Origin of the sequence: Aeromonas sp. R1-2, from assembly GCF_040908505.1 — a bacterium.
GTDB lineage: Bacteria > Pseudomonadota > Gammaproteobacteria > Enterobacterales > Aeromonadaceae > Aeromonas > Aeromonas veronii.
Genome location: NZ_JBFODU010000041.1, coordinates 27971 through 40930 on the forward strand (window position 1 = coordinate 27971; position 12960 = coordinate 40930).

The 12960-nt window shown below is 60.8% G+C and carries 11 protein-coding genes and 4 tRNA genes; 10 read left to right on the top strand and 5 right to left on the bottom strand.

Going from position 1 to position 12960, the window contains the following annotated elements; genetic code table 11:
• The first annotated feature begins 7 nt into the window (after positions 1-7).
• Positions 8-1135: a GTP-binding protein gene (locus AB5Y76_RS15215; RefSeq protein WP_263718053.1), complete on the top strand. Its 1128-nt coding sequence runs from the start codon at positions 8-10 to the stop codon at positions 1133-1135.
• Here AB5Y76_RS15215 and AB5Y76_RS15220 read toward each other — a convergent pair.
• Positions 1120-4227: an efflux RND transporter permease subunit gene (locus AB5Y76_RS15220; protein ID WP_263718054.1), complete on the bottom strand. Its 3108-nt coding sequence runs from the start codon at positions 4225-4227 to the stop codon at positions 1120-1122. The two genes, AB5Y76_RS15215 and AB5Y76_RS15220, sit on opposite strands and share 16 nt — an antisense overlap.
• Positions 4224-5324, bottom strand: coding sequence for an efflux RND transporter periplasmic adaptor subunit (locus AB5Y76_RS15225; protein WP_129503165.1), 1101 nt, complete (start codon positions 5322-5324; stop codon positions 4224-4226). Before AB5Y76_RS15225 ends, AB5Y76_RS15220 begins: the two co-directional genes overlap by 4 nt.
• Positions 5325-5414: 90 nt before the next feature.
• Between AB5Y76_RS15225 and AB5Y76_RS15230 the strand changes: the two genes are divergently transcribed.
• Positions 5415-6023, top strand: coding sequence for a TetR/AcrR family transcriptional regulator (locus AB5Y76_RS15230; RefSeq protein WP_129503166.1), 609 nt, complete (start codon positions 5415-5417; stop codon positions 6021-6023).
• 11 nt (positions 6024-6034) lie between these two features.
• Positions 6035-7450 carry a multidrug transporter subunit MdtD gene (gene mdtD, locus AB5Y76_RS15235; protein WP_263718055.1) on the top strand — a complete coding sequence of 472 codons (1416 nt, stop codon included), beginning with the start codon at positions 6035-6037 and terminating at the stop codon, positions 7448-7450.
• Here mdtD and AB5Y76_RS15240 read toward each other — a convergent pair.
• The 3 genes from AB5Y76_RS15240 to folB all read right to left on the bottom strand — a co-directional run bounded on the left by AB5Y76_RS15240 (position 7422) and on the right by folB (position 8917).
• Positions 7422-7910, bottom strand: a complete 489-nt coding sequence (locus AB5Y76_RS15240; RefSeq protein ID WP_263718056.1) for a YbaK/EbsC family protein — start codon at positions 7908-7910, stop codon at positions 7422-7424. The genes mdtD and AB5Y76_RS15240 overlap by 29 nt on opposite strands.
• Before the next feature lie 126 nt (positions 7911-8036).
• The gene (gene folK, locus AB5Y76_RS15245; RefSeq protein ID WP_263718058.1) at positions 8037-8546 is read right to left on the bottom strand and encodes a 2-amino-4-hydroxy-6-hydroxymethyldihydropteridine diphosphokinase; all 510 of its coding nucleotides are present in this window, start codon (positions 8544-8546) and stop codon (positions 8037-8039) included.
• Positions 8546-8917: a dihydroneopterin aldolase gene (gene folB / locus AB5Y76_RS15250; RefSeq protein ID WP_258721564.1), complete on the bottom strand. Its 372-nt coding sequence runs from the start codon at positions 8915-8917 to the stop codon at positions 8546-8548. Before folB ends, folK begins: the two co-directional genes overlap by 1 nt.
• A 157-nt stretch (positions 8918-9074) precedes the next feature.
• Between folB and plsY the strand changes: the two genes are divergently transcribed.
• From plsY to AB5Y76_RS15285, 7 genes are all read left to right on the top strand, one after another.
• Complete coding sequence (plsY, locus tag AB5Y76_RS15255) at positions 9075-9737, top strand: glycerol-3-phosphate 1-O-acyltransferase PlsY (RefSeq protein ID WP_263718061.1); 663 nt, start codon at positions 9075-9077, stop codon at positions 9735-9737.
• Positions 9738-9784: 47 nt separating this feature from the next.
• Positions 9785-9860 (top strand) — tRNA-Phe (locus AB5Y76_RS15260).
• Positions 9861-9912: 52 nt separating this feature from the next.
• A tRNA-Thr gene (locus AB5Y76_RS15265) sits at positions 9913-9988 on the top strand.
• Positions 9989-9991: 3 nt separating this feature from the next.
• Positions 9992-10067: transfer RNA gene (locus AB5Y76_RS15270), tRNA-Phe, on the top strand.
• Between the two features lie 8 nt (positions 10068-10075).
• Positions 10076-10151, top strand: a tRNA-Asn gene (locus AB5Y76_RS15275).
• Positions 10152-10256: 105 nt separating this feature from the next.
• A complete protein-coding gene (locus AB5Y76_RS15280; protein WP_005355060.1) occupies positions 10257-11429 on the top strand; it encodes a nucleoside recognition domain-containing protein in 1173 nt (390 codons plus the stop codon).
• 461 nt (positions 11430-11890) lie between these two features.
• Positions 11891-12346, top strand: a complete 456-nt coding sequence (locus AB5Y76_RS15285; protein WP_263718062.1) for a hypothetical protein — start codon at positions 11891-11893, stop codon at positions 12344-12346.
• The last annotated feature ends 614 nt before the right edge of the window (positions 12347-12960 follow it).

Sequence of the window (12960 nt, forward strand, 5' to 3'; positions counted from 1 at the left end):
ATCTGACATGACCGATATGCAAGATACCCGTATCCCAGTGACTCTGCTGACCGGCTTTCTCGGCAGCGGCAAGACCACCTTGCTCAACCATTGGGTCAAGCAGCCGGAGCTCGGTGAGTGCGCCGTGCTGATCAACGAGTTCGGCTCGGTGGGGCTGGATCACCATCTGGTGCAACAGGTGGATGAGCAGGTGATGCTGCTCGACTCCGGCTGCATCTGCTGCTCGGTGCAGGGCTCTTTGGTGGAGGCGTTGCAGGGGCTGTTTATGAAGGCCATCCAGCGCAAGATCAAACCGTTCAAGCGGCTGATTATCGAGACCACAGGTCTGGCTGACCCAGCCCCCGTTCTGTTTACCCTGCGCGAAGAGGGCTTTATCGCCCAGCGCTACCGCTTCGATGGCACTGTCACCGTGGTGGATGCCGGTCATATCGAGCAGCAGTTGGCGGCCCAGTATGAGGCGGTGAAACAGGTGGCGCTGGCGGATCTGCTGGTGGTGAGCAAAGGCGATCTGGTGGATGACGAGCAGCTGGCGCGGGTCGAAGCCCAGCTGGCGGCACTCAATCCGGCGGCCCCGATCGAGCGGGTGACCAATGGCGAACTCTCGCCCAAGGTGCTGGATAAGCTGGGTGCCTACAACGAAGCGGCCGGGCGTGATGTACGCCAGCTGCTTGCTTGGCTGCGCACCGAATCCCCCAAGCAGGGGCTGGCGTCACCGATGCAGCCGAAGATGCAACCGTTCGCCGCCAAGGTGGGCACAGCTGCGCCCACCCACTTCGAGCACGGCAACATCGAGAGTTTCTCCCTGCGTATCGGCGAGCCGCTCAAGCCCTCTCGCCTGCTGGCCGCCATCGATGCGGTGCAGGCGCAGTATGGCGATGCCCTGTTGCGGCTCAAGGGGATCTTGCTGCTGGAAGGGGAGAGCCAGCCGGTGGTGATCCACGGCGTCCACGGCCAGCTCTATCCGCTGCAGGCGCTGGGCGACTGGCCGGAGGGCAAGGCCCAGTCCCGACTGGTGTTTATCGTGAAAAGTCAGGACAAGGCCGGTATCGAGCAGCTCTTTATGGCGACCCTCAAGGCCCCCGAGCCCACTCTGGAAGAGCGGCTCAAAGCCATGCTGGGTCAGCCCGACAACTGATCTTGCGTGTTGCAGCTCTCCTGCACCGGGTCAGGACTGCGACGGTTGAACAGCACAAACGCCACCGGCACAAAGTAGAACGAGAGCAGGGTCGCCAGCGCTGTGCCACCGGCGATGGCGATGGCAAAGGGGGGCCAGAAGCCGCCGCCCCCCAGCAATAGCGGGATGAAGCCGCCCACCGTGGTGATGGTGGTTGAGACGATGTGGCGGCTGCAACCGGCCACCAGGTCACGGATCTGCGGCAGATTGCCCTGTTGTGCCAGCGGGTCTGCCTTCAGCTCGGCCAGAATGACGATGGCGGCGTTGATGGCCAGCCCCATCAGTCCCAGCAGGGCGATGATCACCGTAAACCCGAAGGGGTACCCCAGTAGCCAGACCCACAGCAGGCCGAGCCCCGCCGACTGGATCGCCACCAGGGTGACGATGCCCGCCAGCCGGAACGAGTTGAAGCTGAGCACCAGCACGGCCACCAGCAGCACGGCGACCAGGCTGACATGGGCCATCAGATTGCCCACCGATTCATCCCGCTTGGCGGCTTCCCCGCCAAACTCCAGTCGATAGCCCGGCGGCAATGCCAGCGCCTTGGCGGCCAGCCTCTCTTTGACCTGCTCCAGCACGGTTTGCGGCAATACGCCGACCGCCAGATAGGCCTCCAGCACATTGACCCGCTCACCATCCCGGCGGCTGATCTCCCCCCAGCTTGGCAGCAGCTCGGGAGTGGCCAGCGCCCGCAAGGTGAGATTGGCTGCCCCTTGCTGGCCGGTGCCGGTGAGCGACAGCGGCACATTGAGCAGCGCATCCGGATCCTGACGCAAGGGCTCGGCCAGTCGCACCCGAACCGGGATTGACTCGGTGCCTTCCAGCACAGTGCCGCCCAACCTGCCATCCAGTGCGCCCGCCAGCCGGGAGGCAACATCGGTCAGGCTCATGCCTGCCAGTCGGGCGGCCTCCTCATCGACCTGCAACCAGAGTTTGGGGGCCCCTGCCTGCAAGGTGGCGCGGGTCTGCACCACGGCTGGGGTATTGGCGAGCAGACTGCGCAGCTCCTCTCCCAGACGGTGTAGTTGTTCAAGGTCGGGGCCAAACAGCCGCAGCTCGACCGGGGCATTGAAAGGCGGCCCCTGTTCCAGCTTGCGCACCAGGATCTGCGCTTCGGGAAATGTTGCATCGAGCCGCTGCTGCAGTTGTGGAATGAGCCGCTCGGCGGCATCGGCATCCTGCAGGGTGATCATCCCCTGGGCGTAATCGGCCCGCCCCTGTTTTCTGGGCACCAGGTTGTAGTAGAAGCTGGGTGCGTTGTCGCCCACCACCCAATCCTGACGAACCAGCTCGGGGAGGCTGGCCAGCTCGGCGGAGATCCCCAGTGCCAGCTCGCGGGTGCGCGCCAGGCTCGCCTGTGGGGAGAGGCTGACCTCGATGTGGATCATGTCCCGGTCGGCAGGGGGAAAGAACTGTTCGGTGAGGCGGCCCGCCACCCAGAAACCGAGCAGGGGCAGCAGACTGACCAACAGCATGGTTCGCCAGGGGTGAGCCAGCGCCATGGCGATGCTCTGCTGGAAACGGGCGCTCACCCGGGGCAGGTGCAAGCCATCCTGATACCAGCGTCCCCCCTGATCACTGCCAATCCAGCGGGCTGCGAGGCCAGCCACCAGGGTGTGGGCGATGAGGTAGGATCCCAGCAGTGAACAGATCACCGCCCAGGCGATGCCGCCGACAAACTCGCCCGCCGGGCCCGGCATCAGAATGATCGGCATAAAGGCGAGCATGGTGGTGAGGGTGGAGCCCAGCAGTGGCAGCCAGAGGTGGCCGATGGCTTCCAGTGCGGCGGCACTCATGGCCATGCCGTGACGGCGCTGATACTGCACCCGATCCGCCATGACGATGGCGTTGTCCACCATGATCCCGAGCGCCACCACCAGACCGGTGACCGACATCTGGTGAATGGGCAGATTGCTCAGGTTCATGCAGGCGAATGAGAACGCCACGGTAAGCGGCAGCGACATGGCCACGATAATGGCGGCCTTGACTCCCAAGGTCACCAGCAGCACAGCCACTATGATGAGGAAGCCCTGCACAATGTTGATGAGCAGGGTGTCGAGCCGCTGATCGGTATAACGCTGCTGATCGAAGCTGGTGACGAGGCCGATATTATCCGGCAAGTCCTGTTGCAGCTGGGCCAGCATGGTATCGACCCGTGCCGACCAGAGGTCGATGCGGTGATCCTGTGCCATGCGCAGGCCAACCACCACGGCCCGCTCACCATTGGCAAAGGCCAGCTGGCTCTCCGGCTGGTGCAGGGTACGTCTTACCTCGGCCAGATCGCCAAGGCGCAGGGTCTGGCCCTGCTCGCCGGTACGCAGCGGGATCTGGCGGATCCGCTCCAGGGTATCGAGGGCGCCGCGGATCTCCACCTGAAAGCGATTGTGGCTGCCCTGCAACTCCCCGGCGGCTACTTTGGCATCGGCACCGCTCAGCGCCTGGGCAAGTTGTTCGCCACTCATGCCGCTGGCACTGAGGGCGAGGGGATCGAACCGCACCTCGATCTCCTCCTGCGGTGCCCCGACCCGCTCGACGTATTCGGTGCCCGGCAGCTGGCGAGCCCGGCGTTCCAGCTCGGCGCTGTAGCGGGCGAGGCGATCCAGCTGTGGCTGGCCCGGCCCGCGCCAGACTACATTGACCAGCCGGGTGAAGGGGTAGCCCTTCTCGTCATCCAGCTTGGGGGCACTGGCGCCGGCTGGCAGTCCGGCGGCAAGATCTGCCAGCCGGTCACGGACTCTGGACCAGACGGGCTCGACATCGCTGACTTCATCCTTGAGCTCCAGATTGATGATGGAGAGACCGGGGCGAGAGCTCGACTCGATCAGCTTGATCTCGCTCTGGGCCCGCAGCCGGTTCTCGATGGGCTCGCTCACCAGCGCCTCCACCCGCTCGGCGCTGGCCCCGGGGAAGTGGGTAACCACGCTGGCAAAACGGCTGGTGAGCTGGGGATCTTCGGTTCTGGGCAGGGTCTGCAATGCCGCAAGGGCGGCCGTCAGCAGCAGCGCGACCGTCAACAGCAGCAGACGGCCATTCTCGATAAACGGGCGGATCATGACTGTGGCTCCGGATGCGCCGCCTGATGATCCACACTGGTGGTCAGGGTGACCTGTTGGCCCGGCACCAGTTTATGCAGGCCATCGGTCACCAGCTGTTCTTGTCCGTTCAGGGCACCACTTATCCAGGCTCGTTCGCCATCTTGCTGCAGCAGGGTGACGTCCCGACTGACCACTCGGGGTGGCGTTTCGTCGTTGAGCAGATAGAGGGTCCAGCTGCCGCGCAATCCCTGGGTCAGCGCGGTGAGCGGCACCTCGTAGGCGCGGGTGGGCTCGCGGGTCTGATGCAGCAGGGTGATCAGTTGCCCTTCTGCCAGTTGTTCGCCGCCCCGGGTCAGCTGGAAGCGGGCGGTGCGGGTGTGGGTCTGCCCGTCCACTTGTACCCCCAGATTAAGCAGGCGACCCTCCAGTGATTGCGCACCGCTTTGCAGGGGGTAGTGTTGGCCGACGATCAGGGACTCGGCCTGTTTCACCGGCACGCCGATATCGGCCTCCCACTGGCCGCTGCGGGTGAGGGAGAAGAGAGGCTGGCCTGCGGCCACCACAGCCCCCAATGCCTGCTCGCGGCTGACTACGATTCCGTTGAAGGGCGCACGCAGCTGTGATTTCTCCTGTTTGACCCGGTTGGCTTCGAGGGCGGCGGCCAGCTGGTTGGCGCTTGCCTCCAGCATGCGGACTTTGCCTTGCTGTTCATCCAGTGCTTGACGGGAGCTGAACTGCTGCTGGCGCAGGGCTGTGAGCCGTTCGAGCGTCTGCCGGGCAAGGGTCAGCTCGGCCTCGTTCTGGGCAGCCCGGGCGGCCAGCTCTTTGGCTTCCACTGCCAGCAGCCGGGTATCCAGTGTGGCGAGCAGTTCGCCAGCCGCGACCGGCTCTCCGCGTCCCTTGTGCAGAGTGGCGATCCGCCCTGCCAGCTCGAAGCCTATCTGGCTGTGCTCGGGGGCGATCACCCTGCCATTGAAGCGGTGCAGCACCGGGTAGTGATCGCTGGCTTGCAGCGGCTGGGCGATCACCCGGGTCAGGACGGGTGTTTCTTCTGACTCTGTGACCGGGCTGCAGCCACTCAGTAACAGCGCCAGCAGGATTAAGCAAAGTGTCATGACATCATCCTCTGGTTGACATAACATCAAATCATACCGGTGAGTCTAGTTTTTCGAAACTAGACTGTCCAGTTTGATTGTGGAGGAAAAATGAACATTTCACCCCGTAGTCAGCAGAAGCGGGCTGCGATCCTCGATGCTGCCGGGCGGCTCTTCTGTCAGCACGGTCTGCATCTGGTCAGCATGGACATGGTGGCCAGTGAAGCGGGCGTCTCCAAGCAGACGGTCTACAGCCATTTTGCCAACAAGGAGTCGCTGTTTGCCGAAGCGGTGGGCAGCAAGTGCGTCAGCAGCGAGCTGATGCCGGAGGTGTTGCTGCGTGGCAACAATGTGCGGGAGAGTCTGATTGCCTTTGGCCGCAGCTTTCGCAAGTTGATCTTGAGCGATGACGCCATCAATATCTTTCGCACCTGCATCAGCTGCAACGATGCCCAGCTGGCCACCCTTTTTTTCGAGGCGGGCCCGCTCTATGTGACCGAGATGCTGTCCAACTGGCTGGAGCAACAAAAGCAGCAAGGCCTGCTGTGCCATCAAGACAGCGAACAGGCCGCCTTGCAGCTGTTGCTGATGTGGCAGGGCAAGGAACGCATGCTCCGTGAGCTAGGTCTGCCATTGACCCTGAGTGCTGCCGAGCAGGATGCCTGGACCCTGAGTTGTGTCGATCTCTTCCTGACCGCCGCCGCTCCCCCGCAAAAATAATGGAGGTGGCAATGAGCCACACAGTGACAGATGCCCAGCGCAAGTGGCTGCCCCTGCTGGCGGCGGTCGGTTTCTTTATGCAAGCGCTGGATGGCACCATTCTCAACACCGCCCTGCCCAGCATGGCCGAGACCTTGGGAGAGAGCCCGCTGCAGATGCAGTCGGTGATCATCGCCTACATGTTGACGGTGGCGCTGCTGATCCCGGCCTCCGGCTGGCTGGCAGACAGATTCGGTACCCGCCGCATCTATCTGGCCGCCATCTCGCTCTTTACCCTCGGCTCGCTCGCCTGTGCCGCCTCCAATTCCCTCTCCATGCTGGTGGCCGCCCGTGTGCTTCAGGGGATTGGCGGTGCGCTGCTGATGCCAGTGGGACGGTTGGCGGTGCTGCGGGTCTATGACAAGCACGAGCTGCTGCGGGTGATGTCGTTTGTCACCATCCCGGGGCTGCTCGGCCCGCTGATGGGGCCGGCGCTCGGTGGCTGGCTGGTGGAAGTGGCGAGCTGGCACTGGGTATTTCTCATCAACCTGCCGGTGGGGTTGCTCGGCTTTATCGCCAGCTGGCACTTTATGCCGGAGCTGCGGCAGCAGACCGCCCGGTTCGACTGGCAGGGCTTTGTGATGTTCAGCGTCGGTATGGTGCTGGTGTCGGTCGGCTTGCAGGGGCTGGGGGAGCACAGCATCTCCACCGGTTGGGCGCTGTTTGCACTGATCTTCGGCTTGGCGGCGATGGCTAGCTACTGGCTCTATGCCGCCAATGCACAGCAGCCGCTCTTTAGCCTGAACCTGTTCAAGACCACCACCTTTGCCATCGGCATCTGGGGCAACCTGTTTGCCCGCCTCGGCAGCGGCGCCATGCCCTTCCTCACCCCGCTGTTTCTGCAGCTGGGGCTCGGTTTCTCCCCGAGCAAGGCGGGGATGACCATGATCCCCACCGTGATTGGCGCCATGCTGACCAAGACGCTGGTGAACAAGCTTATTCCGAAGGTGGGCTATCGCCGCATTCTGATCGGCAACACCCTGCTACTGGGGGCGATGATCGCCAGCTTCTATTTCATCGACAACCAGCTCCCCTACGGGGTCTTGCTGGGCTGGCTGGCGATCTTCGGCGCCATCAACTCGCTGCAGTTCTCCGCCATGAACACTCTCACGCTGCAAGATCTCAGCCCGACCCTGGCCAGCAGTGGCAACGGCCTGCTCTCGGTGGTGATGCAGCTCTCCATGAGTTTGGGGGTGGCGATTGCCGCCAGCCTGCTCGGGCTCTTCTCGGCGGGTACCTCAGCGGGCTCCTTAGTGGCCGAGGGCCAGTGGCTGGCCGGGTTCCACCTTACCTACCTCTGTGTCGGGCTGCTCTCCATGCTGGCGGCGCTGATCTTCGCCCAGCTGGCGCGCGATGGGGCTACGCCGTCTGGGCGGGCAGATAGCTGACCTCGCAGGGGAGCTGCGCCAGCACTTCGGCCAGATGCTCGGTCGCCAGCAGAAAGGTCTGCTCCGGGTGGCCCGGGGTCCAGGTGAAGGCGGTGTGGTTGAGCAGTTGCGGGTCCACCAGTAGTGGAATATCGGCACGGGGCAGGAAGGGGCAGACCGCTCCCGGCAGGCAGCCAATCTCCGCCTGCATCTCTTCGGCGGTGCAGATGGAGGGCTTGGCACCGAGTGCGGCCTTGACCGCCTTGTTGTCGAGCCGCCCGTCCCTGTGGGTCAGCAGCAGGGCGAAGCGGCCATCCTTGAACTTGAGAAACAGGGTCTTGCTGAACTCCGCCTGCCAGCCGAGGCGGGCCTTGACCTTTTCATCGGTGGCGTAGTCGAGGATGGGTTCATGCTCATAGCGCTGGTGGGGCAGTTCAGCCAGCAACTGGCAGTTGAAATGGTGAATGGTATCGAGTGGCATGGGGTTCTCCTGTAGTGGGCGCTATCCTGCCAGCCTCGCAGGGTCAGGCCCAATGACACTTTCTTATCCGTGATAAGCAACCCTGTCCGTGGAAACAACAAGGGCGCCGTGAGGCGCCCTTGCGGATCAGTGATGCTGCAATTCGCACGCTTCCCAGTGAAAGGGAATGGGGCACAGCTGCTGGGAGGCCTTGTCATAGGCTTGCCACAGCTCGCCCATGGTGCGGCCATCGACCGGGTGGCGCAGTTTGGGGGCCAACTCGGCCAGTGGCCAGAGCACGAAGGCGTTGGTGAGCACTTCACCGCGCGGCAGCACCAGCGGGGTGTCGCAGACCAGATCGCCATAGAGCAGCAGGTCGAGATCCAGGGTACGCGGGGCGAACTTCTTGGCATCCGGCTCGCGGCCGTGGGCGAACTCCATGGCCCGCAGTCGCTGGCAGACGGTGGCCAGCGGCAGATCGGTCTCGGCAGCCGCTACCAGGTTGTAGAAAGGGCGGCCGTTGAAGCCGACCGCCTCGCTCTCGAATACCCGGGAGACCCGCAGCTCGCCAAATTCGGCGTGCAGGGCATCGAGCCCGGCGCGAATGTGGCGCTCCCGCTCGATGTTGGAGCCCAGGCTGATATAGATGGTGGTCATCAGTTGCTGCTCGCGGCCGGGGGGCGATGGCGCAGGATCTCGACACCGACCCCGGCGGCATTGGGCACGGCGCCCGGCTTGGTGAGGGTCACCTTGACCCACTGCACCCGCTCGTCGGCGAGCACCAGCATGGCGACCTGCTCGGCCATGGTCTCGACCAGCTCAACCACCTTGCCGCTGACATGCTCGCAAATCTTGTTGGAGAGGTCGGCATAATCCAGTGCCAGATTGATGTCGTCGGTTGCTGCCGCGGGGCGGTTGTCGAACCCCATCTCGAGGTCAAAACGGAGCTTTTGGCGAATGCCCTTCTCCCACTCATATACACCGATGGTGGTCAAAACTTCGAGTCCGCGAATAAACACCTTGTCCATGACTGTACTTCTTCTTTACTCTTGATGGGCTGTGATGACAGCGCAGGGATGCTGGCCGGGCAACAGGCTTGCCGAGGCGCTCTGGGTGGGCATGGGCCCATGCCAGCGTATGTGGCCCGCATCATACCCCATTCATATCGTGGTAAAAACGACCAAGATGACGGCCCTGACGATTTTGATGATTATTCTGGCCTACCTGGGTGGTTCACTATCCAGTGCTGTGCTGGTCTCCCGCTGCACCGGTCTGCCCGACCCGCGGGATCATGGCTCCCACAATCCGGGGGCAACCAATGTGCTGCGCCTCGGTGGCCGGATGGCGGCGCTGGTGGTGCTGTTGCTCGATGTGCTCAAGGGCACTGTGCCCGTCTATCTCGCCTGGTATCTGCAGATCAAACCCGTCTACCTCGGCTTTATCGGGGTCGCCGCCTGTCTCGGCCATATGTACCCCATCTTCTTTCATTTTCGTGGTGGCAAGGGGGTGGCGACGGCGCTGGGTACCATGATGCCCATCGGCTTTACCATGGGGGGCGCCGTGATTGGCACCTGGCTGCTGGTGCTGCTGGTGAGCGGCTACTCCTCGCTGGCCTCCATCATTACCGTGCTGCTGACGCCGCTCTTTACCTACCTGCTCAAACCCGAATATACCCTGCCAGTCTCCCTGCTCTCCTGTCTCATCCTGATCCGCCATCACGAGAACATCTCCCGCCTGCTCAAGGGGGAGGAACCCAGAGTCTGGGGGCGAAAAGGCGCGGCCTGTGCCGAAGAAGTGGCAGAAATGGACGATGTTGCGCAAAAAAGAGACGAACAAGACAAAAAGTGAAATTTCCCGTTGACCATCCGCCTTAAAATCCGTTTAATAGCGCCCACGCCCAGATAGCTCAGTCGGTAGAGCAGGGGATTGAAAATCCCCGTGTCGGCGGTTCGATTCCGTCTCTGGGCACCAATTTTGGTGCCATGAAAGAAAAAATTTGTTCATGCACAATGGTTTAAAGTGTGCCGGCTTAGCTCAGTAGGTAGAGCAACTGACTTGTAATCAGTAGGTCACCAGTTCGATTCCGGTAGCCGGCACCATTTGCCCAGATAGCTCAGTCGGTAGAGCAGGGGATTGAAAATCCCCGTGTCGGCGGTTCGATTCCGTCTCTGGGCACCAATTACAATTCCTCCTTAGTTCAGTCGGTAGAACGGCGGACTGTTAATCCGTATGTCACTGGTTCAAGTCCAGTAGGAGGAGCCAATTCAAAAAGCCCTTGTCGCAAGACAAGGGCTTTTTTCTATTTGGCGCAGCCATTTTTTAACCATAAAAACAACCACACACGCACAGATGAACCGCAGGATAGATATGGAAAATCATGTAGTTATAGAGTCAAAGGGGCGACTTGCCGCCATTCGAAACTGGATGGAACCCGTGCTGGTGCTGCTTATTCTTGGCAGCCTGTTCGGTTACCTCGGCAGCCAGATGGGCCTCTCTGCCATGGTCAACACCCTGTTCAATACCGCCCACCAGCTGCTGCTCAATACCGTGCTCTTTATCATGGGGATCACAGTGCTCTCCGGTGCCCTGAGCCAGCTCTTGAGCGAGTTCGGGGTGATCCGCCTGCTGGAGGTTCTGCTGGCTCCGCTGATGAAGCCGGTGTTTCGTCTGCCTGGCCGCACCGCGCTGGCGGCCCTGATGACTTTCTTCTCCGACAACCCGGCGGTGATCAGCCTCGCCAAGGACAGCCGCTTTCGCAAAGGCTTCACCCCTTGGCAGCTGGTGTCGCTCACCAACTTCGGCACCGCCTTCGGCATGGGGTTGATCGTGGTGACCTTTATGGCCACCTTGCAGCTGCCGAGCGGTGAATCCACGGCCAGTGCGGCGCTGATCGGGCTGCTGGGTGCTCTGGTGGGCTCGGTGGTCTCTACCCGATTGATGCAACGGATGATCCGCCCCTTGGTGGGGGAAGTGCTGAACGATGACGCTGTATCGTCCGACGGCCGCAAGGTCGGGGTGACCAAAGAGGCGGCTCCCGGCTGGCTGCGGATCCTCAACTCTCTGCTCGATGGCGGCAAATCCGGTGTGGAGCTGGGGATGGCGGTGATCCCGGGTGTGCTGATCATCAGCACCTTCGTGATGCTGCTCACCTTTGGCCCGGGCGACAAGGGCTATACCGGCGAAGCGTTTCAGGGGGTTGCCCTGCTGCCGGTGCTGGCCGCCAAGGTGAGCTGGCTGTTTGACCTGCTGTTCGGCTTCCAGCAGCCGGAGCTGGTTGCCTTCCCGGCTACCTCGCTCGGTGCGGTCGGTGCCGCCATGTCGCTGGTGCCCCCTTTTATCGCCAAGGGGTGGATCACCGGTAACGAGGTCGCGGTGTTTACCGCCATGGGGATGTGCTGGAGCGGTTTCCTGAGCACCCATACCGCCATGCTCGATGCCCTCGGCTATCGCCACCTCACCTCCCGCGCCATCGTCGCCCACACCATCGGCGGCCTATGCGCCGGTGTGGCCGCTCACCAGCTCTATCTACTGCTGGGCTGAGTCGGGTTCAGACACGGAAACAAAAAGAGGCTCTTTGGAGCCTCTTTTCATTTCTATTGGTCACGCCTTGTGGGCGGATCACCGCTCGATTAGTAAGCCCGCAGGTCGTTATTCGGTGCCTGAGCACTGCGGTGCTTTTGTCAGGTTTTACTCTGTTGGTGCCATCAGCAGCGCAAGTGGCTCAAAGAGTTGGCGAGCAGGGTTTGAAAGGAAGGGATCGCGGCTCGGGTGGGCGGCAAAACGCTTTGCCACCATATTGCCACTACCGCCCGCGGCGGCAGCCACTGGCCGCCTGACACCCCTTTGCACTCGGCCATCTCCTGCGTGCTGGTGTGCTGGTTGAATAAATAGATCAGCCATTCAAGGGATTAGCCGGTGCGGTGCGTTTTATTGCCGTGCTGGCCCCGCTTATGCACATCTCTTGGCAACACCATCATGGGTCGTTGTCGCGGAGAGTTATCATGATCAGCAGTCTGCTTCCCCTTGCCTCTATCGCCCTCAAGCTGGGCAGTCAGCTGCTCGGCAGCAGTGCCAAACCTGAGCCAGTGCACCAAACCGTGCAGGAAGAGCGCCTCGCCCCGACCGTCCAGAGTTTGTTCCAGCGACTCGGTATCAAGGATGCCAATAGCGAGCAAAATCGCGCTGCCATCAACCACTTTATGGGGGAGCTGATGCAGACTCTGGGGCAGGAGAATGGTGGCCAATCCCTCCCGGCTGCCATCGACAGCGCCCGCAACCAGCTGGCGAGCGGCACCCAGAGCACCCGCCTCGATGCGCTGCAAAGCCAGCTTGATACTCTCAAGGATTCCCTCGGTGCCAGCCATCTCCACCTCGACCAGCTGCTCGGCGCCTTTAAACAGACCCTGCCCAATGGCAAGGGGGAGGGGGTTGGCAAACTGCTGAATGCCAGTATCTAAGAACGGTCAAATTTTGAAAGAAGAATATTTTTGGAGTTCTTATTGTCGTTTTCAAATTAAATGGTGATAATTGAGTCTCAACTACTTTGTGGTATTGGTTTATGTATAAAAAACCATCAGTATTGATTGATTGATTGATTGATTGATTGATTGATTGATTGATTGATTGATTGATTGATTGATTGATTGATTGATTGATTGATTGATTGATTGATTGATTGATTGATTGATTGATTGATTGATTGATTGATTGATTGATTGATTGATTGATTGATTGATTGATTGATTGATTGATTGATTTGTTTTTATTTCTTCTGGTCATCAGCAAAGTCTGTTGAAGTGGATCTGCTTTCTCTAACGTCTACCAGACTATTTTATAAACATAATGCACATTAAATCACAACCGTAACGGTTGAGTTTTGAACTGCTATCTGACTGTTTTTGAGTTGTGATTAAATAAGGTTTCGTAGTGATGAGTTCATCTATTTTTGATAAGAATATAAACCCAGTATTGGCATCGGCTAAATAACTGATCCTAATAGTGCTACACCTTCGCTGTGCCATAGCCATTCCCCGGGAAAGGAGACACGGTATCCATGAAGTGTTTCACTCGA